This window comes from Pseudomonas sp. IT-P44 (genome assembly GCF_949768225.1).
GTDB classification, from domain to species: Bacteria; Pseudomonadota; Gammaproteobacteria; order Pseudomonadales; family Pseudomonadaceae; genus Aquipseudomonas; species Aquipseudomonas migulae.
Map to the genome: position 1 here is coordinate 1 of NZ_CATKQM010000036.1, position 25,127 is coordinate 25,127.

The window sequence follows — 25,127 nt, forward strand, 5'->3', positions numbered from 1 at the left end:
GTCCGGTGGATCGCGTCACTACGCGCACGTTCCGATTTTTTGAGGTTTCTTTATGTTTGATTATTCCGCCCGCCCTGAATTGCTCAAGGACCGGGTCATCCTGGTTACCGGCGCTGGTCGCGGCATCGGCGCCGCCGCCGCGAAAACCTACGCCGCCCACGGTGCCACCGTGCTGTTGCTGGGCAAGACCGAAGCCAACCTGACTCAGGTCTACGACGAAATCGAGGCCGCCGGTCATCCACAACCGGCGGTAATCCCGTTCAACCTGGAAACCGCCCTGCCCCATCAATACGATGAGTTGGCGGCGATGATCGAGACCGAATTCGGCCACCTCGACGGCTTGCTGCACAACGCCTCGATCATTGGTCCGCGCACGCCGATCGAACAGCTCTCCGGCGAGAACTTCATGCGTGTCATGCAAGTCAACGTCAACGCGATGTTCATGCTCACCAGCACCCTGTTGCCGCTGCTCAAACTGTCGCAGGACGCTTCGGTGGTGTTCACCTCCAGCAGCGTCGGCCGCAAGGGTCGTGCGTATTGGGGCGCTTATGGCGTCTCCAAGTTCGCCACCGAAGGCCTGATGCAAACCCTGGCCGACGAAGTCGACACCGTCGCACCGGTGCGCTCCAACAGCATCAACCCCGGCGCCACCCGCACCAGCATGCGCGCCCAGGCTTATCCCGGTGAAAATCCGCTGAACAACCCGACACCTGAGGAGATCATGCCGGTCTACCTCTACCTGATGGGCCCGGACAGCACCGGCATCAACGGCCAGGCATTCAACGCGCAGTAACACCGTGCGTCGCTTTTGTGCCGTGGCGAATTACCGTCACGGCACTTAAAAAGCGTCGCAACCGCACCTGTTTTTAGTCAAATAAATGTCATGAAACGGGCCAGACAAAGCCAAAAACACTTTCAAGGCATTGATTTTCAACAGCTTTTATTCAAATGAACCGAATGGCATGACTTTCGCTCTATATCTGCTCAGACACGCCGAGTGAGTGAAAGCAGTCGGGCAGGCCTTCGAGTCGATAGGTTACTAATCTTCAGCAAAGCAGATTAGACTTGCGCCAAATGTCCTACGGGACTGATGGACCAGTATGACGCGCAGCCCAAAGCCGCTCTCACCCAGCCTGTAAGACAGCCTTACTGCTTAGGGGCGCACGCCATATGAAATCACCTTCCCAGACCAACGCAATTGACTTCGATAGCGCCAAATTGCAACGCCTGGGCTTTGGTCAGCAGCCCCCTCTTCTGGAGAGGCCGGTCAGCCTTGCGCAATTGCGCCAGCAACTGAGTTTGCAGCTGCAAACCAGTCTTGAGCCACAACGCATTCTTGGGCTCTTCTACCGTGAAATTCAGCGTCTCGTACCGCTCGACGCCTTGAGCTACCAGCACAAGGCCAGCGACTTGCGCCTGGAATACGGCCAGCGCGGCCACCACTCGATCAGTTACACCCTCAGCCACGAAGGCGAGCAGCTGGGTGAACTGGTGTTCCGTCGCAATCAGCGTTTCAGCGAGCAGGAACTGGGCAACCTTGAGTCGCTGCTGTCCGCATTGCTGTACCCGATGCGCAACGCCCTGCTCTACCGCGCCGCCACTCAAAGCGCCTTGCGCGACCCTCTCACGGACACCGGCAACCGCATTGCCATGGACCAGACGCTGCAACGGGAAATCGACATGTCGCGTCGGCACCTGCAGCCCTTGTCGCTGTTGATGCTGGACATCGACCATTTCAAACAAATCAACGACACCCATGGCCACAGCGCTGGCGATGACGTGCTTAAGGGAGTCGCCGCCTCGATCAAAAGCCAGCTGCGCAACGTGGACATGGTGTTCCGCTTTGGTGGCGAGGAGTTTTTGATTCTGCTGTCCAACACCGGCCGGGAAGCCGCCGCCATGGTCGGCGAGCGCCTGCGACTCGCGGCGCAAGCCAAGGATTTTTCGGCTGATGGCAACCTGATCGAGCTGACCGTCAGCCTCGGCTGTTCGACCCTGCTGCCCGGCGAATCGGCCGAGAGCCTGCTGCGTCGGGCCGACAGCGCGCTTTATGTGGCCAAGCGCGAAGGACGCAACCGCTTGGCGATGGCGGGCTGACTCCCGCCAGCACGGGCTCGCGACAGTAGCGGCCCGCATCGACAGGGATCAGCGGACAGCGCCGCGCAACTCTCCGACCATCCCTTGCAGCTTCGCCGGCTCCGCCGCTTCTACCGCCACCGCCGGCCCCGCCACCAGAGTCACCCGCGACCACAACCGACGGAACAGACCCTTGTCGGGATCGCGACTGAAGAAACTCCCCCACAACCCCTGCAATGCCAGCGGAATCACCGGCACCGGCGTCTCTTCGAGAATCCGCGTCAACCCGCCCTTGAACTCGTTGATCTCGCCATCGGCGGTCAATTTGCCTTCAGGGAAGATGCACACCAGCTCACCGTCCTTCAGATATTGAGCAATACGCGTGAAGGCCTTTTCGTAAATCTGAATGTCTTCCTGACGTCCTGCGATCGGAATTGTCCCGGCCGTGCGGAAGATAAAGTTCAGCACCGGCAGGTTGTAGATCTTGTAATACATCACAAAGCGAATCGGCCGACGCACCGCGCCGCCAATCAGCAGCGCATCGACGAAAGACACGTGGTTGCACACCAGCAACGCCGCGCCTTCATCCGGAATCAGCTCCAGATTGCGATGCTCCACGCGGTACATGGAATGGCTGAGCAGCCAGATCATGAAACGCATGCTGAACTCGGGGACGATCTTGAAGATGTAGGCGTTGACGCCGATGTTCAGCAGCGACACCACCAGGAACAGGTGCGGGATCGACAGCTTTGCCAGGCTCAGCAGCACGATCGAGACAATCGCCGAGACCACCATGAACAGCGCGTTGAGAATATTGTTGGCGGCAATCACCCGTGCACGCTCGTTCTCTGGGGTGCGCGACTGAATCAGCGCGTACAGCGGCACGATGTAGAAACCACCGAAAACCCCAAGACCGAGAATGTCGATCAATACCAGCCAGGTGTGGCCAAAGCCGAGGATTTCGATCCAGCCATGGCCGTCGACACTCTCGGGAATTCCACCGGAATGCCACCACAGCAGCAAACCGAATACTGTCAGACCAAACGAGCCGAACGGCACCAGACCGATCTCGACTTTGCGTCCGGACAGTCTTTCGCAGAGCAGCGAGCCAAGTGCGATACCCACCGAAAACACGGTAAGAATCAGCGTCACCACGGTTTCGTCGCCGTGCATCCATTCCTTGGCGTACGCCGGGATTTGCGTCAGGTAAATCGCCCCGACAAACCAGAACCACGAGTTGCCGACAATCGAGCGCGACACCGCCGGCGTTTGCCCCAGTCCCAGTTTCAAGGTGGCCCAGGATTGACTGAAGATGTTCCAGTTCAGACGCATTTCCGGCGATGAGGCCGCCGCCCGCGGAATGCTGCGACTGGCCAGGTAACCGAGCACGGCAATGCCGATGATCGCCGTGGACACGATGGGCGCGTAATGCGCGGAGGACATCATGATCCCGGCGCCGATGGTCCCGGCGAGGATGGCCAGGAAGGTGCCCATTTCCACCAGACCGTTGCCGCCCACCAGCTCCTCTTCATGCAAGGCCTGGGGCAGGATCGAGTATTTCACCGGCCCGAACAGCGCCGAGTGCGTGCCCATGGCGAACAGCGCCAGCAGCATCAGCGACAGGTGATCGAAGACAAACCCCACCGCGCCGACCGCCATGATGGCGATTTCCCCGAGCTTGATCAGACGGATCAGCGCATCCTTGGCGAACTTTTCGCCAAACTGCCCGGCCAACGCCGAAAACAGAAAGAACGGCAAGATGAACAACAGCGCACACAAATTGACCCAGATCGAGCGATCCCCCTCGATGGTCAATTTGTACAGAATGGCGAGGATCAACGATTGCTTGAAGACGTTGTCGTTGAACGCCCCGAGGGACTGGGTCACGAAAAACGGCAGGAAGCGCCGGGTGCGAAGCAAGGTGAACTGTGAGGGGTGACTCATCTTCCGTGTGCCCTGATGTTGTTAGAGAGTGGCGTGGATACTGTGATTGGAATGCCGCACGCCGATCCAGGCCACACATTACCCGGTTATTTGTTTAAACCTGCAATGCACGGCGAGACAAACAACTCCCCCCGCCACGCGCCTTGTACCGTGCGTTTGGCAACGATCAGCCACATCACCGCCAGCAACGCCACCAGCACACAGCCAAAGGCATTGAAAAACGCCAGGTTCAACGTGCTTCCCAGTTTCAACGTTGCCAGAGAATAGACGCCCAGCGGAAAGGTGAAACCCCACCAGCCAAGGTTGAACGGGATCCCGGCGCGCAGGTAACGCCCGGTGATCAGCAGCGCAATCAGCATCCACCACAAACCGAAGCCCCACAGCGTGATCCCCGCCACCAGCCCCAGCCCCGCCGCGATTTCACCCAGGCCGGCAAACCCGTTGGCGGCGAAGATGGCCGGCGCGTCGGCGCCCAGCAGCAACATGCCCAGCGCCCCGGTACCAATCGGGCCGAGCGCCAGCCAGCTCGACGCTGCCATGTTTTCGTGAGGCAGTTTGTGCAGCGCCATGCGCAGCATGAGAATGGTCAGAATGCTGAACGCCACCGGCAGGGAAAATGCCCAGAGCACGTAGCTGGTCACCAACACCACCAGTTGCCCATGAGCCTCGGCCAAATGCGGCGCCAGCAACCCGCCACTGGCGGCCGCCACTTCCGCCGCCACCACTGGCAACAGCCAAACGGCGGTCATCTGATCGATGCTGTGCTCCTGGCGGGTGAACATCATGTAGGGAATCAGCACACCGCAGGCCAGCGACATCGCCACGTCCAGCCACCACAGCAGCGCAGCCACATGGACGACACCTTCGCCCCAGCGCGGCAGGCCAAACAGCAGGAAGCCATTGATGATGGTCGCCAACCCCATGGGAATCGTGCCGAAAAACATCGAGACCGTGGAGTGCCCGAAAATCCGCCGGGCCTCATCGAAGAACAGCACCCAGCGCGCCGCGTACAGCGCCGTGAACAAGATGAACAGACCGATATTGAACAGCCAAAGGGCTTCGGCGATCGCGTGCAGACCTGGGGTCGCGCCAGGCAACTGGGCCAAGGCCAGCGCCAGGACGCCCGTGCCCATGGTCGCGGCGAACCAGTTAGGCGTGAACTGGCGGATGACCTCGCGCGGGTGCTGCAAGTGGCTGAAAGGTTTGTAAACGGGGGTGGCGTTGGGGCATGTCATAGCGAACTCCTGTCCTCTGTTGAGGTGGAGTTCAGGGTAGGTCCAAATCGAATATCTATATAACGGGTAATATCTCTAACTGTTATCTATTTTGTAGATATAGCGTCAAACGCTGCCTTCCGATTCGATCACCAATATCCTCGCCACCCCCAGCGGATGCGCCACATGCTCGGTGCCCACCGAGGCATAAAAGATATCGCCGACCGCCAACATCACCGCTTTCTCCAGGCCTGCTTCGCGATAGCGCATTTGCACCTGGCCATCGAGCACAACGAACACTTCCTCGCCATCATTCACATGCCACTTGTATGGTTGATCGGTCCAGTGCAGACGCGTGGTGATGCCGTTCATGTTGGCGATGTCCAGAGCTCCCCAGGCACGGTCAGCGGTGAAGGATTGGCTGCGAATGATCTTCATGGGCGGTCCGTCGAAAGAAATGGCGTGCCAAGGCTAACCCAAACCGGCGAACAGCTGCGCCAGCCAATCGATAAATACCCGAACCCGGTTACTCAGGTGCCGGTTCGGCGGGTACAGCACGTGAAACGGATACCGGGGCGGGCGCCAGTCCTGAAGAATCGGCACCAGCTCGCCACGCTCGATGTGCGGTTGCACGGTGTAAGTGAACGTGTGGATCACCCCAAGACCCGCCAGCCCCGAGGCCAGGTGGGCATTGCTCTCGTTGACACTGAATGCTCCCTGCCCCCGAATCTCGAACTTTTCACCGTTGCGCTCGAATCGCGCCGGCATTACCCGCCCGGTACGCGCCGAGTGATAACTGACGATGCGATGATTTTTCTCAAGGTCTCGCGGGTCCGTCGGGGTGCCAAAACGTTCGAGATAGCCTGGGGTGGCGCAGGTGGTCCATGACGACAGGCCCAGAGGGCGCGCAGCCATGGAGAGTTCGGTCAATGGCCCGCCGCGAATCACGCAATCGACGTTTTCGCTGATCAGGTCCACGGGCCGATCGCTGACACCCAACTCGACCTGGATGTCCGGGTATCGGGCATAGAAATCCGGCAATGCGGGGATGATCAGGATCGTCGCCACCGAGCCGCCGACATCGACGCGAATCCTGCCGCGCGGGTGGCCCTGGGCACTGGCGAAACTGTTGTCCAGATCGTCCAGCTCCACCATCAACTGCAAGGCGCGCTCGTAGTAAGCCATGCCATCCGCCGTCACCGTCAACCGGCGCGTGGTGCGCTGTAACAGCCGCGCACCGAGGTGTTCTTCAAGCTCGGCCACCAGTTTGCTGACCGAGGTTTTTGGCATGTTCAGCGAGTCGGCGGCCCTGGTAAACGAACCGGCCTGCACGACGCGGGAGAAAACACGCATGGCCAACAGTTGATTCATGACAGACATCTCAAGGGACGAGCCTTGAGTATTGTCCACAACCATGTACAAACAAACCCGATTCAGGCGATTTTTCCGATGAATCTTCCGGCATAGAGTTTGTTCAACGGCGCACGACAGTGCCAGGAACTTCCTTAACGACTCAGCGGAGATTCACCTCATGAGCAACACACTCACAGGCAAGGTTGCACTGATCACTGGCGGCACCACCGGCATCGGCCTGGCATCGGCTCAAGCGTTCGTCGACCAAGGCGCCACGGTGTTCATCACCGGCCGCCGCCAGGCCGAGCTGGATGCGGCGGTCAGCAGCATCGGTCACAACGTCACCGGGATTCAGGGCGACGTCGCGAACCTTCCCGACCTGGACCGCATCTTCGACGTGATCAGGACCAAGGCCGGTACTCTGGACATCGTCTTTGCCAATGCGGGCGGTGGCGACATGTTGCCCCTCGGCGCGATTACCGAGGAACACTTCGACCGGATTTTCGGCGTCAACGTCAAAGGCCTGCTGTTCACCGTGCAGAAATCACTGCCGCTGCTCAAGGACGGCGGTTCGGTGATTCTCACCGCGTCCACGACCGCCACCAAAGGCACGGAAAACTTCAGCGTCTACAGCGCCAGCAAAGCCGCCGTGCGCAACTTTGCCCGCTCCTGGTTGCTGGATTTGAAAGCCCGCAGGATTCGCGTCAATGTCATCAGCCCCGGCCCGATTCACACGCCCGGCCTGACTGAACTTGCGCCAGCAGATCAGCAACAGGGGTTGCTGGATTACCTCGCCAGCCAAGTGCCGATTGGCCGTCTTGGAACGCCATCGGAGGTGGGCAAAGCCGCGGTGTTCCTCGCCTCGGATGACAGCAGCTTCATCAATGGGATCGAGTTGTTCGTCGATGGCGGATTTGCACAGATTTGATCGCTGCACACAAAAACGCGGCGCCTTGAACGGCGCCGCGTTTTTTTATGGATGACCGGTCGCGCGGCACACTTCGGCAGACCGCGGCCGCATCAGCGCCAGCAACGCGCCGACAGACAGGACGATCAGCACGGCACCATAACCATCGGTGGTCGCCACCAGGCCAAACGTGCGCGTCAGATTCCCCGCCAGCAACGACGGCAAGCAGAACGCCAGGTAACTGAGCACGTAATACGCCGACATCAACCCGGCCCGCTCATGGGGCTGCGCCAGCGGAACCAGACTGCGCACCGCGCCAAGGAAACCGGCGCCGAATCCGCAACCGGCCACCAGCGTGCCGAGGAAAAACAATGGCAGGCTGGCGCTGTGCACGCCCAGCAACAGCAACACGAGGCCGATGGGCAGTAACGTGCCGCCCAGCAATAGCCCTTTGGCGGCAGGCCGGTTGCGCAGGGTAAAGATCATCAGCGCGCCGGTCAGCGTCAATGCGGCGACTGCCGCTCCCCCCATCAGGTTCGAGGTGGAACCGGTGGCCGTGCGCAGCAACGAAGGGCCGAGCGAGGCATAAAAACCGCCGAGCGCCCAGGTCGCGATATTCAGCGGCAACACTCGCCACAAGGTCGAGCGAGCCTGGGTCGGCACATGCAGGGTCGGACGCAACGAGGCCCATGCCCCCGGTTGCGAACTGACGCTTTCCGGCAGGCGCCAGACATACAGCGCCTGCATCACAAACAACGCGAACAACACCCAATAAGTGAGCTGCAGCGGCAACGGCGCAAACTCGGCCAGCAAGCCGCACCCCACGGCGCCAACCGCCATACCAAGCAGCGGCGCGACACTGTTGATCAGCGGCCCCTGCTGGCGATCGGTGTCCAGCAGCGCGGCGCTCAATACGGCGGTGGCCATCCCGGTCGCGAACCCCTGAAGCACCCGCGCGCCGATCAACCACGCCACGCTGTCGGCATTGATAAACAGCAGCATCGCCAACAGGTTCAGCAGGACGGCGCTGAAAATGACCGGCTTGCGTCCCAGGTAGTCCGAGAGCGAACCGACCGTCAGCAGCGCCACCAGCAGACTGATGGCGTAGATGCCGAAAATCACGGTCAAGGTTGCTGCCGAGAAATGCAGCTGCTCCTGATACAAGTGATACAACGGCGTCGGCGCCGTGGAAGCGGCGAGAAAACTCAGTAAAGTGATCGCCAGAAACCACAGGGTTGAACGGTTGGAAACAGAACTCGACATGCGCACACTCCGCAAAAGCTAACTTTTTGCTTTTGTGGAGTGTGCTACTCGTCTGCGCTTAAAGCAAATTCTTTGTGTTAAGGTCCGTTCCATGGCTATTAAAGAAGGTTTACGCCCCGGCGGCCGCAGCGCCCGGGTGCAAGAGTCGATTCATTCGGCGGTCCGCGCGCTCCTCGAAGAACAGGACCGCTCCACCGTGACCGTCCCGCAAATCGCGGCTCGCGCGGGGGTTACGCCGTCGACCATCTATCGGCGCTGGGGCGATCTGTCGGCGTTGCTGGCGGATGTCGCCCTGGCGCGCATGCAACCCGATAGTGAGCCTGCCAACACCGGCAGCCTGCGCGGGGATGTGCAGGCCTGGGCCGAGCAGTATCTGGACGAGATGAGCTCCGAACCTGGTCGCAACATGCTGCGCGATGTGCAATCGAGCCCGACGCCGGGTCTGTGTGTGACGATCATTGGCGGGCAGTTGCAGATGATTCTGGATCGTTATCCGGATCAGCTGAAACCGGGTGTTGATCGGCTGATCAATCTGATGGCGGCGCCTACGGTGTTTCGCATTCTGTTTTCGCCGGCGCCTTTGGAGGTTGAGGAGTTGCATCGGTTGATCGAGATTGCGTTCAGTCAGTGATGACGCCTTCGCGGGCAAGCCTCGCTCCCACAGGTTTGTGCTGACCGCATGATTTGGATACGACACAGAACCTGTGGGAGCGTGGCTTGCCCGCGAAAAGGCCAGCACAAGCACCTAAAATCTGACTGACGCTCCACCCTGCGACACCCCGCCACTCCACGACCTTGGTCGACACTGACTAACGCGGACGGTCGTGCGAGACTGTCTGTCCGGGCTGTCGTCCCGTGTGTCTTTTGTCTGGAGTTTCCATGTCGCTGTCCAGCGGGCTGATCGCCGCCGTCGCCCTGGCCTATATGGCCATCATGTTCGCCATCGCCTTCTACGGTGACCGTCGCAGCGCGCCGCTGCCGCCGCGAGTGCGCGCCTGGGTGTACAGCCTGTCGCTGGCGGTCTATTGCACCAGTTGGACGTTCTTCGGCGCCGTCGGCCAGGCCGCCGAACAACTCTGGTCGTTCCTGCCGATCTACCTTGGGCCTATCCTGCTGCTGGTCTGCGCGCCGTGGGTCCTGCAAAAAATGGTGATGATCAGCAAGCAGGAGAACATCACCTCCATTGCCGACTTCATCGCCGCCCGATACGGCAAATCCCAGTCACTGGCGATTGTCGTGGCGCTGATCTGCCTGGTCGGCGTGCTGCCCTACATTGCGCTGCAACTCAAAGGCATCGTGCTCGGGGTAAACCTGTTGATCGGTGCCGGTGCCGACGCCATGGGCACCCGCGCCCAGGACACGGCGCTGATTGTGTCGCTGGTGCTGGCGCTGTTTACCATCGTCTTCGGTACGCGCAACCTCGACGCCACCGAACACCACCGCGGCATGGTGCTGGCGATTGCGTTCGAGTCCCTGGTCAAGCTGTTCGCGTTTCTCGCGGTGGGTGCGTTCGTGACCTACGGCTTGTACGACGGTTTCGACGACCTCTTCGACCAGGCCATGCTGGCCCCGCGCCTCGAAGCCTACTGGAAGGAAACCATCAACTGGCCATCGATGGTGGTGCAGACCGGCGTGGCGATGATGGCGATCATCTGCCTGCCCCGGCAGTTCCACGTGACCGTGGTGGAAAACATCGACCCGCAGGATTTGCGCCTGGCCAAGTGGGTGTTTCCGGCGTACCTCGCGTTGGCGGCATTGTTTGTCGTGCCGATCGCACTGGCCGGCCAGATGCTGCTGCCAAGTTCAGTGTTGCCGGATTCCTTTGTGATCAGCCTGCCACTGGCCCAGGCCCATCCCGCACTGGCGATGCTGGCCTTTATCGGCGGTGCTTCGGCGGCGACCGGCATGGTGATTGTTGCCAGCGTGGCGCTGTCGACCATGGTCTCCAATGACATGCTGTTGCCGTGGCTACTACGTCGCAACAACGCCGAGCGGCCGTTCGAAGTGTTCCGCCAGTGGATGCTGTCGGTGCGCCGCGTCAGCATCGTGGTGATTTTGCTGCTGGCGTACGTCAGCTATCGACTGCTGGGCTCGACCGCGAGCCTGGCGACCATCGGCCAGATCGCCTTTGCCGCCGTGACCCAACTGGCCCCGGCCATGCTTGGCGCGCTGTACTGGAAACAGGCCAACCGCCGTGGCGTGTTCGCCGGCCTCGCCGCCGGTACGTTCCTGTGGTTTTACACGCTGATTCTGCCTATTGCCGCGCATAGCCTCGGCGTGTCGTTGAGCACGTTCCCCGGGCTGGCGTGGCTACACAGCAATCCGCTGAACCTGCCGCTCACCCCGCTGACCCAAGGCGTGGTGTTGTCGCTGGCGGCCAACTTCACGCTGTTCGCCTGGGTGTCGGTGCTGTCACGCACAAGGGTTTCGGAGCACTGGCAGGCCGGGCGTTTCATCGGCCAGGAAATCAGTGCCCGCCCCAGCGCGCGCTCAATGCTGGCAGTGCAAATCGAAGATCTGCTGCAACTCGCGGCACGGTTTGTCGGTGAAGAACGCGCCCGTCAGAGTTTTATCCGTTTCGCCTATCGCCAGGGCAAAGGCTTCAACCCCAACCAGAACGCCGACAGCGAGTGGATCGCCCATACCGAACGTTTGCTGGCCGGTGTACTGGGTGCTTCTTCGACCCGGGCGGTGGTAAAAGCCGCCATCGAAGGTCGGGAAATGCAACTTGAGGACGTCGTGCGCATCGCCGACGAAGCCTCGGAAGTGCTGCAATTCAACCGCGCCTTGCTACAAGGCGCGATCGAGAACATCACCCAGGGCATCAGCGTGGTCGACCAGTCGCTGCGACTGGTGGCGTGGAACCGGCGTTATCTGGAACTGTTCAATTACCCGGATGGCTTGATCAGCGTCGGTCGGCCGATTGCCGACATCATTCGCTACAACGCCGAGCGTGGTCTGTGCGGGCCGGGTGAAGCTGAAGTGCACGTCGCACGCCGATTGCACTGGATGCGTCAGGGCCGTGCCCACACGTCTGAAAGACTTTTCCCCAATGGCCGTGTGATTGAGCTGATCGGCAACCCGATGCCGGGCGGCGGTTTTGTCATGAGTTTCACCGACATCACCGCGTTCCGCGAGGCCGAGCAGGCGCTGACCGAAGCCAACGAAGGCCTGGAGCGACGGGTCACCGAGCGCACCCACGAGCTGTCGCAACTCAACGTGGCCCTGACCGAAGCCAAGGGCACCGCCGAGTCGGCCAACCAATCGAAGACCCGCTTTCTCGCGGCGGTCAGCCACGACCTGATGCAACCGCTGAACGCCGCCCGACTGTTTTCTGCAGCCCTGTCCCATCAGGACGATGGCTTGTCCAGCGAAGCGCAGAAACTGGTTCATCACCTGGATTCATCACTGCGCTCGGCCGAAGACCTGATCAGCGATTTGCTGGACATTTCCCGCCTGGAAAACGGCAAGATCAACCCGGAGCCGAAACCGTTCGTGCTCAATGAGCTGTTCGATATTCTTGGCGCGGAATTCAAGGCGCTGGCCCGGGACCAGGGGCTCAAATTCCGCGTTCGCGGCAGTACGCTGCGGGTCGACAGTGACATCAAACTGTTGCGGCGGATCTTGCAGAACTTCCTGACCAACGCCTTTCGCTACGCCAAGGGGCCAGTGCTTTTAGGGGTTCGCCGGCACAAGGGTGAACTGTGCCTGGAGGTCTGGGACCGTGGTCCGGGGATCCCGGAAGACAAACTGAAAGTGATTTTCGAGGAATTCAAACGCCTCGACAGCCACCAGACCCGTGCCGAGAAAGGCCTGGGCCTGGGCCTGGCTATTGCTGACGGGCTGTGTCGCGTTCTGGGCCACACCTTGCAAGTGCGCTCCTGGCCGGGGCGCGGCAGCGTGTTCAGCGTCAGCGTGCCGTTGGCTCAGGCGCAAATCGCGGCGCCGGACAACGTCACCGAACTCAACGGCAAACTCCTGAGCGGCGCGCAGGTGCTGTGCATCGACAACGAGGACAGCATCCTGATAGGCATGAACAGTTTGCTGACCCGCTGGGGTTGTCAGGTCTGGACAGCGCGCAATCGCGACGAATGCGCGGCGTTGCTCAGCGATGGCGTACGTCCGCAATTGGCACTGGTGGATTATCACCTGGACGACGGCGAGACCGGGACCGAGTTGATGGCGTGGCTGCGCACCCGTTTGGGCGAGCCGGTGCCCGGTGTGGTGATCAGCGCCGATGGACACCCCGAGACGGTGGCGCAGGTGCATGCGGCGGGGTTGGATTACCTGGCCAAACCGGTGAAACCGGCGGCGTTGCGGGCGTTGTTGAGTCGGCATTTGCCGTTGTAGGTTGGCAGTTTTTTAGCCATGTTGTGTTGCAACGGACGCCATCGCCGGCAAGCCGGCTCCTACAGTTGAGAACGCGGTTTACTGTAGGAGCTGGCTTGCCGGCGATGCTTTTGAGATTACTCAGGCAACTCGACCAGACCATCGACATCCGTCATCGCCCGCTCCAACAGGTCCGCCGGCAGACTCTTGCTGGCCCGCGCGCCGAGCAACTTGAGCTGCTCGCTGCGGCTGACCAGGTTGCCACGGCCTTCCGTCAGCTTGTTTCGCGCAGAGCTGTAGGCCTTGTCCAGTTGCTGCAAGCGATTGCCGACTTCATCCAGATCCTGAATGAACAACACGAACTTGTCGTACAGCCACCCTGCCCGCTCGGCGATTTCCCGGGCGTTCTGACTCTGCCGTTCCTGCTTCCACAGGCTGTCGATGACACGCAGGGTGGCCAGCAACGTGGTCGGGCTGACGATCACGATGTTGCGGTCGAACGCTTCCTGAAACAGCGTAGGCTCCGCCTGCAACGCCGCGGAAAACGCCGCTTCAATGGGCACGAACAGCAAGACGAAATCCAGGCTGTGCAAGCCGTCGAGCCGTTTGTAATCCTTGCCGGCCAGACCTTTGACGTGGTTGCGCAGCGACAGCACGTGCTGCTTGATGGCGATCTGGCCGATGGCATCGTCTTCGGCCGCCACGTATTGCTGATAGGCCGTCAGGCTGACCTTGGAGTCGACCACCACCTGTTTGTCGCCCGGCAAATAGATGATCACGTCCGGCTGGAACCGCTCGCCGTCCGGGCCCTTGAGATTGACCTGGGTCTGGTACTCGCGCCCCTTCTCCAGACCGGCGTGCTCAAGCACCCGCTCGAGAATCAGCTCACCCCAGTTACCCTGGGTCTTCTGCCCTTTCAAGGCGCGGGTCAGGTTGGTCGCTTCGTCACTCAGGCGCAGGTTCAGCTGTTGCAGACGCTCCAGCTCCTTGGCCAGCGAAAAGCGTTCGCGCGCTTCGGCCTGATAGCTTTCCTCGACGCGTTTTTCAAACGACTGGATGCGCTCTTTCAACGGATCGAGCAACTGCCCCAAACGCTGCTGACTGGTTTCGGCGAAGCGCTGCTCGCGCTCGTCGAAGATCTTGCCGGCCAGCTCGGCGAACTGGGCACGCAGCTCATCCCGCGAGCCTTGCAGGTCACTGAGGCGCTGCTGATGGCTTTCCTGTTGCTCACGCAGCTCGGCATTCAGCGAGGCGGCTTGAGCGTCCAGGCGACGCAACTCAACGTCTTTGCCGGCGCGCTCGATGTTCCAGGCATGAGCGGCGTCGCGGGCGTCATCACGTTCGATCTGCAGCAGTTCGACTTCACGGCGCAAGGCGGCGAGGTCTGCCTGCTTGGCGGCGTTGGCCTGCCCCAGGTCCGCGATTTCGTCGCGAGCAGCTTCGAGCTGGGCATTCAACCCGTCCTGTGCCAGGTTGGCCATGGCCAGACGCTCTTCCAGCAGTGCAACCTCTGACTGCGTGGTGCTCGCACGGCGCTGAAGTTGCCAGGCCAATACCAGCAACGGCAGTGCAGCACCTGCCAGACCGAGCAATATGCTGGTCAAGTCCATCGCCATAGCCAATCCTGCCCGTTCGATAAAGCTTGAAGGTTAACCAAGGTGTCAGGTCTTGGACAGCTCAGTCTTCGATCAGACCGAGTTCCTGTTGAGCGCGCCGATCCCCGGCTCGCGCGGCCTGACGCAAGAGGTCCTGGCCGATACGGCGGTCCCGGGCATTCCCACATTCGCGGCACATCAACTGACCGAGACGGCTCTGCGCGGCCACCACGCCTTCACGCGCCGGCTGCTTGAGCAAACGCCCGGCGAAATGTTTGACGTTGTGGTTTTCACCCAGGCGCGGGCTGTCCAGCAGCCATTCGGCCACACGCATCGAAAAGCGCTTGGGTGGGGTGACGCTGGTAGGTGTCGAGGTTGCGGGAGCTGGTACTGAGCGAAACTTCATAAAGCACTGTGGGGCAGATCGGAAGGCGCGCCACTCTACTCTTTTTTTCTTACAGGTAAAGCCTAAAAAAACCCGGCACGCCCGTCCTAGAGCAAGCGCTCGGGACAATCCACAGAAGCTGTGGATAACTCAGTGGACAACCGCCCTTGAACTCTCGCAAAGCCCTGTGGAATGGGGCTCGCAGTCAAACTGACGATTTTTTCACCAGTAAAAAAAACCGATGTTTTTCATTGACTTAAATTTTGGTTACAGGCACCCACTACGTTTGAAGGGCAGATGACAGTGGGGTGACAGTCCGCGCAACTTATGTGCACAAGTACCTTCGAGGCAGTTATATCCATGCGCTTTTTCGGCGCATCTTCTCACCTGACTTGGGGATAAACCCTGGCGAACCCATGATCCAGACCGGTTTCGAACCGACGAACGTCGACGACCGATGGTCGGAATCTGTGCCATTACGGGGCGAAACCGGCGCTCTCTGGCTGTGGGTAAGCGCCAGTCCGCACATGAATGGCGGCATTCGGGAGATGTTTTTGACTAACACACTTCCTTTCTGCAATTCAATCCGTTAGTATCCGCGGCGTTAGTACCAAGCTGAAAGTCAATTCTGGTCGAACAAATCCTCCCGGTCAGCCTTCCCAAAGGAAGCCTCAACCGAACAAGCGGGATCGACCACCTCGATGGTTTCCAGGTAAACCTTGCGCCAACACAGCCTTTGAATCGAAAGCAAAGGGTGTTGCGAAGCTCACTTACTCTGACCGAACCAGCCTGCAAATTGATCAGGATCTTCACCCCGGGCCCAGAACCTTTGCCCTTGATGTGTTGCCTGCCCTCCTAAGTACCTACCTGCCAGCCCAAGCGCGCCAACTTAATCAGCGCTTCAAACTGGCTGCTTTGTTCCAGTCGGGTTCTTCGTTCGACCAATGGTGGTCGTCGTCACTGGAACGTTTTAATTTTGCACGGTTCTTATCCGTGTCGCTTGTAGGAACACCCATTAATGACTACTCAAATCCACACCCAGGATGCCATTCGCACCCTAACCAACGCTTTTGCACCAATGAACTGCCTGATCATGGCCGCTCGCAAAGGCTGCTTCAGCTTCACTCTGGTCAACGAACACGGCATCGCTCGTCACAGCGAACGCCTGTACCCCGATCAATACTCCAGCGCCGAGCCGCTGCAGGCCGTGATCGAGCGTACCCGTCAGGCACTGGTTGCCTGAGACGCCAGAAACGCTGAAAACCTCAAAAGCCTCGCCTTGAAAAGCGGGGCTTTTTATTGTCTGTTGTTTGTGTGTGGGCTTTGGTTGGGTTTTGGTGGTGAGTACATATCCGTTTCTTCGGTCACGGCCGCTATGGGTTTCGCCCTTACGGCGAGTCACTTGGAAGAGCCCCAAGTAACCAAGGGCTCTTGCCCCTTTCGTTCGGTGCCTCGCCATGGCTCGGCATGCCCTCGCTCCGGTCCTGCTCCGTGGGCCCGCCGCCATCGGCCATCCATGGCCGGGGGCGGCTAACCCGGCATCCATGCCGGGTTGCCCACTACGCAGAACCTGCGCTCGGCCTCTCGAGGGGGCGCGCACCTCAAGATCAAAAGCTGAAGGCGAGCTAACGCTCGGCCTGATGAGTGGTGGAAATCAAAAGCGTATGGGATTCCCTGTAGGAGCCGGCTTGCCGGCGAAAATCGTCTGGACAACGCGTTCATTCAGACAGCCCGCGTTATCGTTGACGTCCATCGCCAGCAAGCTGGCTCCTACAAGGGAAATGCAGATGTGTTTGGATAAATACGATCAACTGTAGGAGCCGGCTTGCTGCGGGCGGCGTTCCGACGATAGCGGTGGGTCAGTCAACGCATTTATCGCCTGAAAGGACGCCATCGCCAGCAAGCCGGCTCCTACAGGGGAGCGGTATACATATCCGGAATGAGTGAACGCATCAGAGAAGGACAACGCGGACATCTAAAGAGCCAGGTCGGCTTTCAGGCCGCCTCGGCGGCTGTGGCGGTAGTCGCCCCCTCGAGAGGCCGAGTGGAGGTTCTGCGCAGTGGGCAACCCGGCATGGATGCCGGGTTAGCCGCGCACGGCCAAGGATGGCCGATCGCGGCGGGCCCACGGAGCAGGACCGGAGCGAGGGCATGGCGAGCCTAGGCGAGGCACCGAACGAAAGGGGCAAGAGCCCTTTGGTTACTTTGGGGCTTTTCCAAAGTGACTCGCTGTAAAAGCGAAACCAATAGCAGCCGTTACCCCAAGAATGGATATGTACCCAAACAAAAGAACACCCGCCCCCCCCTAAAAAACGAATCTTTTTATTGCCCGATATTTCCCTTTTCACAGCCGCCGCGTAAGCACTAACCGATATAACGGTTATAACTGTCTGCCGGAAATATTTTAAAAACAGACCTTTACAGCGCGAATATGACACTACACTTCAACTCAAGCGGCTTGAACCGCTTACGGCGAGCCTGAGTCGATCCACCCGCTGCCAACGCTAAGTTCAGGACTCGCCGACCACTTCTTGTTCGAGGGTTTTATGGGTATCGCTGCCAGCGAACTGTGCCGTTATGTGATCCGTCCGACACTGATCTACCTGGGACGCCATAGCGCGACCGCCGAATCCCTGCTGCTGGGCATCGCCGCCAGTCAGTCAGCCCTTGGTTCCGCCCTGCATGACCGCCGTGGACACGGCTTGTACCGAATCGCCGAACCCCGCCACCAGGCACTCTGGGACCATTACCTGGCACTTGATCCGGAACGCGCGAGCCTGGTGCGCGGACTGGCCAGCCAGCATGCGTTCCTCAGCGGCCCGCACCTCGAATTGACCGTAAACCTGCGTTACGCCACAGCCATCGCCTGGCTGCTGGTCGAAGAACAGAACACCCCCCTCCCCGAAGCAGACGACTTGCTGGGAATGGCCCGAATCTGGCGCCAGACCTTCCAGCCTCAAGGACGCCTGAGAGATTTCACCTACGCCTGGCAAACCTGTGTATCACCGTTGAATCAAGTCGCCTGCTGAACCCCTCGCTTAACAAGATCGCCCAACAGGTCGCGATTTTGGTCGGATTGTCCTACAAAACCGCTCTAAATCAAGCAATACAGCCTATAGCGCTGGGACGAAAATGTTGGTAATTTTCGCCCCGGTGATCACCAGGAGTTCTAATAATGAAAAAAGTAATGCTCAAAACCACCCTTAGCCTCGCCGTTGCCTTGGCATCCACCCAAATCTTCGCAAGTGGTTTTGCCCTCAACGAACAAAGCATCAGTGGGATGGGCACTGGTTTTGCCGGGCGATCTTCTGCTGCCGACGACGCATCCACCGTTTTTGGCAACCCTGCCGGTATGTCTCGCCTCAAGCGCGAACAAGTGACCGGTGGTGTTGCATTTATCGACGCGCACGCTGACATCAGCGATGCAAGCTCCCGCCCGAATAGTGGTACCAACAAAGGTGACATGGTCCCTTTCATGGGCGTACCCATGGGCTACTACGTAAAGCCAATCGATGACCAGTGGGCTGTCGGTTTCGGCGTCTACGCACCATTCGGCCTGGTGACCGACTACGAGAACGGCTTCGCCGGCAAATACTTCGGCAGCAAGAGCGAAGTCACGATCGTCACCCTGCAGCCAACCGTCAGCTACGCATTCAACGACAAGGTGTCGATCGGTTTCGGTCCGACCATCAACCGCATCGACGGCAAGCTGGAATCGAACCTGTCGCTGAACCCGCAGGCAGCGGACGGTACCGTCAAGATCAAGGGTGACGACACCGCTATCGGCTACAACATCGGCATCATGGTTCAAGCCCTCGAAAGCACTCGCCTCGGCCTGACCTATCACTCGAAAGTGAAGTACAAGCTCGACGGTGACACCAAGGTCAACTACGGCGTGCTCGCGGCGCTGGGCCAGAACCCGAACCAGAAGTTCGACGCTTCGCTGGACATCACCACGCCTGAGTCCGTGGACTTCTCGGTCACTCATCAGCTGGACGATAAGTGGACCCTCTACGCAGGCAGCACCTGGACTCGCTGGAGCCGCCTGAAAGAAATCACCGTCGAGAACGAAGGCGTTCCTGCCGCTCTGGCAGCGCGCGGCCTTCGCACGATCACTGAAGAGCAGAACTGGCACGACACCTGGGCTCACGCCATCGGTGCTTCCTATCAGTTGAACAAGCAATGGGTGCTGCGTACCGGTCTGTCCGTCGACCAGGCGCCGACCAACAACGAAAACCGTTCCCCGCGCATTCCGACTGGCGATCGCAAGATCTTCAGCCTGGGCGCTGGCTGGAGCCCGACCGACGACCTGACCATCGACGTAGCGTATTCGTACCTGCGCGAAGAGTCGGTCAAGGTCAACAACAGCAACGGTGCTCCTCGCAACCAGACCTACAACGCCAAGTATGAAAACTGGGCGAACGGTTTCGGCATTGGTGCGACCTACCGCTTCTGATGTGATTCACGGCGAGCCTGAACCCCTCGCCGCCTGAATCAAAAAAGCCCCGCGCTCTTTACAGAGGCGGGGCTTTTTAGTGGGCGTCGATCAGGGTTGTGAAGCCAGGGCTTTTTCCACGGCGGCGATGAACTCTGGATCGTCAGGCGTGGTGAGGCTGGAGAAGTTGGCGATCACCTTGCCTTTGCGATCGACCACATACTTGTAGAAATTCCACTTCGGCGCATCGCTTTGGGCGGCAAGCACCTGGAACAGATGAATCGCATCATCACCGCGAACCTTCTGCGTCTCGGTCATGGTGAAGGTCACGCCGTAATTCACGTAGCAAACCTTGGCGGTTTCCGCACCATCCTTGGATTCCTGCTTGAAGTCATTGGAAGGCACACCGATCACCTCCAGCCCCTGCCCCTTGTAACGCTGATTCAGCGCCTCCAGGCTTTTGAACTGCGGGGCGAAACCGCAAAAGCTCGCGGTGTTGACCACCACCAGCGGTTTGCCGGCGAAGCGCTGGCACAGGTCGATCGTTTCCTTGGCCCGCAGCTTGGGCAACGAGCCTTGCAAAAGCTCAGGGCACTCGTCGGCCGCTTGAGCCAATCCGGTAAACGCCATGAGTAACGCGGGAACGGCAAACCAGCGCATCAGCATGTCCATGCATCCTTGAAAAGTCGTCTGCATTGAACTTACTCGCCCTCACATCGTGCTAGCAAGCGCCCATGCCCAATTGCATCAACGCCAGCCCGCCCTGATGCCAGCCCCACCACGCCAGGGCCAGCAGCAACAGGCCGCCCGCTGCCACGGCGATTCGTGGCCAGAGGCTGTTCATGTCGCGCTCATCCGGGTTTGCAGGCGCGCCACCGGCCGCTCACGCACCGGCCAATTCAAGGCAGCCGCCAACAGGCTCAAAAGAATCGCTACTTGCCAGATCAAGTCATAACTCCCGGTTCGGTCATACACCACCCCGCCCAACCAGCCACCCAGGAACGATCCGAGCTGGTGGAACAGGAAAACGATCCCACCGAGCATGGACAGATTTCTTACGCCGAACAAGGTCGCCACAGTGCCGTTGGTCAACGGCACCGTCGACAGCCACAGGAAGCCCATGGCCATGCCAAACAGATACGCCGTGGTTGTCGTCACCGGCGCCCACAGAAACAGGACAATCACCACGGCCCGCAGCACGTACAGACCGGTGAGCAAACGCGGCTTGGACATCCGCCCGCCGAGCCAGCCCGCCGTGTAAGTACCGAAGATGTTGAACAACCCGATCAGCGCCAGCACCGTCGTGCCGACCGTGGCGGGCAAATGCTGATCCACCAGATACGCCGGCAAGTGCACACCGATGAACACCACCTGGAAACCGCAGACAAAAAAGCCGAACGACAGCAGCCAGAATCCCGAATGGGAACAGGCTTCGCGCAAGGCTTCGGAGAGGGTCTGCTCGTGACCGAGAACCGGTAATGGCTTGTCCTTGAGCATGCTCACCAGCGGCACGATCAGCGCCACCAGCAGGCCCAGCGCCAGCAATGCCGCCGACCAGCCGAGCCAACCGATCAAACCCAGCGTGCCCGGTACCATCGCGAACTGGCCAAAAGAGCCGGCAGCACTGGCGATGCCCATGCCCATGCTACGTTTCTCCGGGGGTACCACGCGGCCAACCACGCCCAGGATCACCGAAAATGAGGTGCCCGACAGCCCGATACCGATCAATAGGCCCGCGCTCAGCGACAGGGTTACTGCCGAATCGGACAAGCCCATGAACAGCAGGCCCATCGCGTAGAGCACGCCGCCGATAAGCACCACTTTCGCCGCGCCGAAGCGGTCGGCCAACGCGCCGGTAAAGGGCTGCGCCAGGCCCCAGATCAGGTTCTGCAAGGCGATGGCAAAGGCAAACGTCTCACGCCCCCAACCGAACTCGGCACTCATCGGCGCCAGAAACAGCCCGAAGCCGTGTCGCACGCCCAGAGACAACGCAAGGATCAGCGCACTCCCCACTAAAACCCAACCGCAAGTACGCCACATCGATGTCATTCTTATTCTCCGGTAGCGGGTATATACCCGCTTAAGATCGGAAAAACTGGCGTCAGGCCAGTTCGTCCAGCAGCTTCAGCAAAATTTCGCGTTTTTCGGCGCCCAGACGATCAACCAGTCGCTGCTGCGCCGCCTCCCAGGCCGGCAAGGCCGATTTCAGGCGTTCAGCGCCGGCCTCGGTCAACCTGACGATGCGATTACGCATGTCTTCGCCCTCGACCAGCATGACCAGGCCGTCGCCTTCCAATACCCGCAGATTGCGCCCGAGGGTGCTGCGGTCCAGGCCCATGGCTTCCGCCAGGGTGGAAATACTCGGTTCATTCAGACGCTGCAGATTGCACAACAAAGAATACTGGGCAACGTTGATTCCGAAGCCGTCGAGAGCGCCGTCGTAGTGCCTGCTGACGCCACGGGCGGCGCGACGCAGGTTGATGCATAAACATTGAGAGTCGAGCATGGTGCGTGTATATACCCGCGGTTGAATGAATGCAAATTTTTGATACAAAACCCTGTAGGAGCGAGGCTTGCCCGCGAAGAACGATAACTCGGTTTTTCTGTTAGACCGCAGGGCACTCTTCGCGGGCAAGTCGGATCGCCGCACCGCTCACTCCTACAGGAACAGTGCAAGGCCAATCAGTAAAACCACCTCCAGCAATTCCAGCAACGCCCCCGCCGTATCGCCCGTGGTCCCGCCCAATCGCCGCAGCATCACCTGCCGCAACCAGACAAACACCAGCGCCGCCAACACCAACGCCACGACACCGCCGAGCCCTGCAATCAGCACACAAGCCAATGCACTGAACGCCAGCACCTGCTTGCCGGCCAGACGCGGCAGATGATCGGCCAGCGCCTGCCCCAAGCCTCCTGCCCGCACATACGGCGTAGTCAGGAACAACCCCAGCAACGCAGCACGGCCAATCAACGGAACGATGATCAGGAAAACGCTGTGCTGCTGCTCAATCAATGCCAGCAACGCCGCGAACTTCAGCAGCAACACCAATACCAGCGTGACCACCGCTATCGGACCGCTGCGCGGGTCCTTCATGATCGTCAGCGTTCGCTCGCGATCGCCAAAACCGCCGAGCCACGCATCAGCGCTATCAGCCAGGCCGTCGAGGTGTAACGCACCGCTGAGCAACACCCAAACCGTCAACAGCAACGCCGCGTGCAGCAACAACGGCGTGCCCGACAACGCCCAGTTCAACGCCCACAAGATCCCGCCGAACAACAGCCCCACCAGCGGATAAAACAGCAGCGAGCGCCCCAGTTCCTGCGGCGCCGGCATGCCCGGCAGACGAATCGGCAGGCTGCTCAGAAATTGCAGGGCGATCCAGAACGGCAACATGATCAGATCGCTTCCTTGAGAATGACGCCGGGTTCGACGCTCAACGAAAACAGCGAACCATGGCCCACTTCAACGTTGAGCAACTGCTCGCGCGGCAATCCCCGCGCCTGCGCCAGCAACAAACGCATGACGCCGCCATGACTGATCAGCAACACACGCTCGCCCGCGCAGGCAGCCTGCAAACGCCCGACCGCGGCCAGTACTCGCGTCGAAAAATCCTCGACCCGCTCACCCTGCGGCGGCGTGAACGAATAGGGATCGGCCCAGAACAAACCCAACGCTTCGGCATCCGTTTCCATCAGCGCCGCTGCGCTCTGCCCTTCCCAGGCACCGAAATGCAGTTCTTGCAGATCTTTTTCCAGCTGCACTGGCAAACCCAGTTGCGCCCCGAGTTCTTCGGCGAACCGCGCACAACGTTGCAATGGCGAACTGACCAGACGATCCCATGGCCCCTGCGCGACCACCGCTGCGCGCATCTGCGCCCAGCCTGTGGCGGTCAGTGCATCGTCGAGGCTGCCGCGCAAACCGCCGCCCAGTTCGGTTTCGCCGTGACGCAACAGGTCCAGGCGCAAGGTCATGCCGGACGGTCCGCCACGGCGGCTTCGGCGAAGGTCGCCATTTGCCCGTGGAGGTCACACGCCAGGCGCAGCAACGGCACGGCCAACGCCGCGCCACTGCCCTCGCCCAAGCGCAGACCGAGGTCCAGCAAGGGTTCGGCGTTCAGGGTTTCCAGCACATGGCGATGACCCGGCTCGGCACCGCGATGCCCGAACAACAGCCACTCGCGGCAATGCGGATTCAAGCGCACCGCTACCAATGCGGCGACGCTGCAAATGAACCCGTCCACCAGCACCGCGACACCTTCCTGGGCACACGCCAGATACGCGCCGACCAGTGCGGCGATTTCAAAACCACCGAGGTTGAACAGGGTTTGCAGTGCATCGCCACGCTGAGCGCTGTGCAAGGCCAAAGCACGTTCGATGACCTGAGCCTTATGACTCACACCCGCCGCGTTGAGGCCGGTGCCCGGCCCGGTCAAGTGCACCACCGGACAATCCAGCAAGGCACAGGCCAACGCACTGGCCGCCGTGGTGTTGCCGATGCCCATCTCGCCGCCGATGAACAACTGCGCGCCCGCCGCAATGGCGCGCTGCACGCTGTCGCGACCGGCCTGCAAGGCGAGTTCACTCTGGGCTTGAGTCATGGCCGGGCCGTCGACAAAATTCGCGGTGCCGGCACCGATGTTCAAATGGCGCACACCCGGCAGGTTCAACGACGGCGTGACCGTGCCGAGGTCGACCACTTCGAGCGACGCGCCGAGCTGGCGCGCCAACACACTGATCGCCGCGCCACCGTTGACGAAGTTGTGCAGCATCTGCCCGGTGACTTCCTGGGGAAACGCCGACACACCTTCGGCGACCACGCCATGGTCGCCGGCAAAAATCGCGATCCACAGCTGATCCAGCTTCGGCTTGACCTGCCCCTGCAATCCCGCCAACTGCACCGCCACCGACTCCAGCCGCCCAAGGGAACCGGCCGGTTTGGTCAGTTGCTGTTGCCGGGCTTCAGCCTGCTCGACGGCTTGGGCATCGATCGGCTTGCACGGGTTCAGCCACCAGGATTGAGTCATAACGCAGTTCCTTTCAGAGTCAGGGGCAGGCCGGCGACGGTCAGGACGACTCGCTGACAGCGCTCGGCCAAAGCTTGATGCAGCCAACCGGCTTCATCGACGTAGCGGCGAGTCAATTCGCCCAGCGGCACGACACCCATTCCGGTCTCGTTGCTGACAAAAATGATTTCACCCGGCAGTTCGGCCAGGCAGTCCAGCAGCGCTTCACGTTCGGCCGTCAGGCGCTCGACGTCGTCGAGCATCAGCAGATTGGTCATCCACAGGGTCAGGCAATCCACCAGCAGGCAACGCTCGGCACGGGCGGTTTCACGCAGGACGCGGGCCAGCTCCACGGGCTCTTCGATCAGCGCCCATTCGGCTGGACGACGGGCGCGGTGGTGGGCGACCCGCTCGCTCATTTCACCGTCCAGCGGTTGGCTGGTGGCGATGTAGGTCACCGGGAGCTGGCTGTCTGCTGCCAGTTTTTCGGCCAGGCGACTTTTGCCGGAACGGGCGCCGCCGAGGATCAGTTGCAGCATGGTTCATTCCTTCAAATAGGCGGTGCGGTCAATGGCCTCTTCGCGGGCAAGCCTCGCTCCTACGGGTTTGCGCGACTCTCGATC

Annotated in this window: 23 protein-coding genes; 8 read left to right on the forward strand and 15 right to left on the reverse strand. The window is 60.4% G+C overall.

Annotated elements, in window-relative coordinates; all coding sequences use genetic code 11:
* Nucleotides 1–52 precede the first annotated feature (52 nt).
* The gene (locus ACM6IO_RS19755) at nt 53–793 is read left to right on the forward strand and encodes a YciK family oxidoreductase (protein WP_008031809.1); all 741 of its coding nucleotides are present in this window, start codon (nt 53–55) and stop codon (nt 791–793) included.
* A 377-nt stretch (nt 794–1,170) separates the two neighbouring features.
* Nucleotides 1,171–2,097, forward strand: coding sequence for a GGDEF domain-containing protein (locus ACM6IO_RS19760; protein ID WP_008031811.1), 927 nt, complete (start codon nt 1,171–1,173; stop codon nt 2,095–2,097).
* A gap of 48 nt (nt 2,098–2,145) precedes the next feature.
* On the opposite strand, the gene ACM6IO_RS19765 is transcribed toward ACM6IO_RS19760, so the two are convergent.
* The 4 genes from ACM6IO_RS19765 to ACM6IO_RS19780 form a co-directional block, all read right to left on the reverse strand.
* Complete coding sequence (locus ACM6IO_RS19765; RefSeq protein WP_008042106.1) at nt 2,146–4,020, reverse strand: MFS transporter; 1,875 nt, start codon at nt 4,018–4,020, stop codon at nt 2,146–2,148.
* 86 nt (nt 4,021–4,106) lie between these two features.
* The gene (locus tag ACM6IO_RS19770; RefSeq protein ID WP_414912062.1) at nt 4,107–5,255 is read right to left on the reverse strand and encodes a TDT family transporter; all 1,149 of its coding nucleotides are present in this window, start codon (nt 5,253–5,255) and stop codon (nt 4,107–4,109) included.
* Nucleotides 5,256–5,360: 105 nt separating this feature from the next.
* Nucleotides 5,361–5,672, reverse strand: a complete 312-nt coding sequence (locus ACM6IO_RS19775) for a cupin (protein WP_192226140.1) — start codon at nt 5,670–5,672, stop codon at nt 5,361–5,363.
* A 33-nt stretch (nt 5,673–5,705) separates the two neighbouring features.
* Nucleotides 5,706–6,605: a LysR family transcriptional regulator gene (locus tag ACM6IO_RS19780; RefSeq protein WP_008031819.1), complete on the reverse strand. Its 900-nt coding sequence runs from the start codon at nt 6,603–6,605 to the stop codon at nt 5,706–5,708.
* Between the two features lie 160 nt (nt 6,606–6,765).
* Between ACM6IO_RS19780 and ACM6IO_RS19785 the strand changes: the two genes are divergently transcribed.
* Nucleotides 6,766–7,515, forward strand: coding sequence for an SDR family NAD(P)-dependent oxidoreductase (locus ACM6IO_RS19785; protein WP_414912063.1), 750 nt, complete (start codon nt 6,766–6,768; stop codon nt 7,513–7,515).
* A 45-nt stretch (nt 7,516–7,560) separates the two neighbouring features.
* Here the strand turns inward: ACM6IO_RS19785 and ACM6IO_RS19790 are convergent, their stop codons facing one another.
* Nucleotides 7,561–8,757: an MFS transporter gene (locus ACM6IO_RS19790; protein WP_192226136.1), complete on the reverse strand. Its 1,197-nt coding sequence runs from the start codon at nt 8,755–8,757 to the stop codon at nt 7,561–7,563.
* A gap of 91 nt (nt 8,758–8,848) precedes the next feature.
* Between ACM6IO_RS19790 and ACM6IO_RS19795 the strand changes: the two genes are divergently transcribed.
* Together ACM6IO_RS19795 and ACM6IO_RS19800 are read left to right on the forward strand one after the other, a co-directional pair.
* Nucleotides 8,849–9,388 (forward strand): TetR/AcrR family transcriptional regulator, encoded by a 540-nt coding sequence (locus tag ACM6IO_RS19795; RefSeq protein ID WP_414912064.1) that lies wholly within the window; start codon nt 8,849–8,851, stop codon nt 9,386–9,388.
* Nucleotides 9,389–9,636: 248 nt separating this feature from the next.
* Nucleotides 9,637–13,107, forward strand: coding sequence for a NahK/ErcS family hybrid sensor histidine kinase/response regulator (locus tag ACM6IO_RS19800; RefSeq protein WP_414912065.1), 3,471 nt, complete (start codon nt 9,637–9,639; stop codon nt 13,105–13,107).
* A 116-nt stretch (nt 13,108–13,223) separates the two neighbouring features.
* Here the strand turns inward: ACM6IO_RS19800 and rmuC are convergent, their stop codons facing one another.
* On the reverse strand, nt 13,224–14,588 hold the full coding sequence (gene rmuC, locus ACM6IO_RS19805; protein WP_177318191.1) for a DNA recombination protein RmuC: 1,365 nt from the start codon (nt 14,586–14,588) through the stop codon (nt 13,224–13,226).
* A 175-nt stretch (nt 14,589–14,763) separates the two neighbouring features.
* Nucleotides 14,764–15,087: a sel1 repeat family protein gene (locus ACM6IO_RS19810; RefSeq protein WP_032832831.1), complete on the reverse strand. Its 324-nt coding sequence runs from the start codon at nt 15,085–15,087 to the stop codon at nt 14,764–14,766.
* A gap of 997 nt (nt 15,088–16,084) precedes the next feature.
* Between ACM6IO_RS19810 and ACM6IO_RS19815 the strand changes: the two genes are divergently transcribed.
* The 3 genes from ACM6IO_RS19815 to ACM6IO_RS19825 all read left to right on the forward strand — a co-directional run bounded on the left by ACM6IO_RS19815 (nt 16,085) and on the right by ACM6IO_RS19825 (nt 19,522).
* Nucleotides 16,085–16,309, forward strand: a complete 225-nt coding sequence (locus tag ACM6IO_RS19815) for a hypothetical protein (protein ID WP_008031832.1) — start codon at nt 16,085–16,087, stop codon at nt 16,307–16,309.
* 1,303 nt (nt 16,310–17,612) lie between these two features.
* Nucleotides 17,613–18,095, forward strand: coding sequence for a hypothetical protein (locus ACM6IO_RS19820; protein ID WP_008033583.1), 483 nt, complete (start codon nt 17,613–17,615; stop codon nt 18,093–18,095).
* A gap of 146 nt (nt 18,096–18,241) precedes the next feature.
* Nucleotides 18,242–19,522 carry an OmpP1/FadL family transporter gene (locus ACM6IO_RS19825; RefSeq protein WP_008039174.1) on the forward strand — a complete coding sequence of 427 codons (1,281 nt, stop codon included), beginning with the start codon at nt 18,242–18,244 and terminating at the stop codon, nt 19,520–19,522.
* Between the two features lie 90 nt (nt 19,523–19,612).
* Here the strand turns inward: ACM6IO_RS19825 and ACM6IO_RS19830 are convergent, their stop codons facing one another.
* The 8 genes from ACM6IO_RS19830 to cobU form a co-directional block, all read right to left on the reverse strand.
* Nucleotides 19,613–20,161 carry a glutathione peroxidase gene (locus ACM6IO_RS19830; protein ID WP_404943247.1) on the reverse strand — a complete coding sequence of 183 codons (549 nt, stop codon included), beginning with the start codon at nt 20,159–20,161 and terminating at the stop codon, nt 19,613–19,615.
* A 61-nt stretch (nt 20,162–20,222) separates the two neighbouring features.
* Complete coding sequence (locus ACM6IO_RS19835; RefSeq protein WP_008033574.1) at nt 20,223–20,345, reverse strand: hypothetical protein; 123 nt, start codon at nt 20,343–20,345, stop codon at nt 20,223–20,225.
* Nucleotides 20,342–21,550, reverse strand: coding sequence for an MFS transporter (locus ACM6IO_RS19840; RefSeq protein ID WP_008033572.1), 1,209 nt, complete (start codon nt 21,548–21,550; stop codon nt 20,342–20,344). The genes ACM6IO_RS19835 and ACM6IO_RS19840 overlap by 4 nt, the downstream gene beginning before the upstream one ends.
* A gap of 52 nt (nt 21,551–21,602) precedes the next feature.
* The gene (locus ACM6IO_RS19845) at nt 21,603–22,007 is read right to left on the reverse strand and encodes a MarR family winged helix-turn-helix transcriptional regulator (protein ID WP_192226132.1); all 405 of its coding nucleotides are present in this window, start codon (nt 22,005–22,007) and stop codon (nt 21,603–21,605) included.
* 153 nt (nt 22,008–22,160) lie between these two features.
* On the reverse strand, nt 22,161–22,895 hold the full coding sequence (locus ACM6IO_RS19850; protein ID WP_414912066.1) for an adenosylcobinamide-GDP ribazoletransferase: 735 nt from the start codon (nt 22,893–22,895) through the stop codon (nt 22,161–22,163).
* Between the two features lie 2 nt (nt 22,896–22,897).
* A complete protein-coding gene (cobC, locus tag ACM6IO_RS19855) occupies nt 22,898–23,473 on the reverse strand; it encodes an alpha-ribazole phosphatase family protein (protein ID WP_414912067.1) in 576 nt (191 codons plus the stop codon).
* Nucleotides 23,470–24,525: a nicotinate-nucleotide--dimethylbenzimidazole phosphoribosyltransferase gene (gene cobT, locus ACM6IO_RS19860; protein ID WP_414912068.1), complete on the reverse strand. Its 1,056-nt coding sequence runs from the start codon at nt 24,523–24,525 to the stop codon at nt 23,470–23,472. The genes cobC and cobT overlap by 4 nt, the downstream gene beginning before the upstream one ends.
* Nucleotides 24,522–25,043: a bifunctional adenosylcobinamide kinase/adenosylcobinamide-phosphate guanylyltransferase gene (gene cobU, locus ACM6IO_RS19865; protein WP_192416983.1), complete on the reverse strand. Its 522-nt coding sequence runs from the start codon at nt 25,041–25,043 to the stop codon at nt 24,522–24,524. The genes cobT and cobU overlap by 4 nt, the downstream gene beginning before the upstream one ends.
* Between the last annotated feature and the right edge of the window lie 84 nt (nt 25,044–25,127).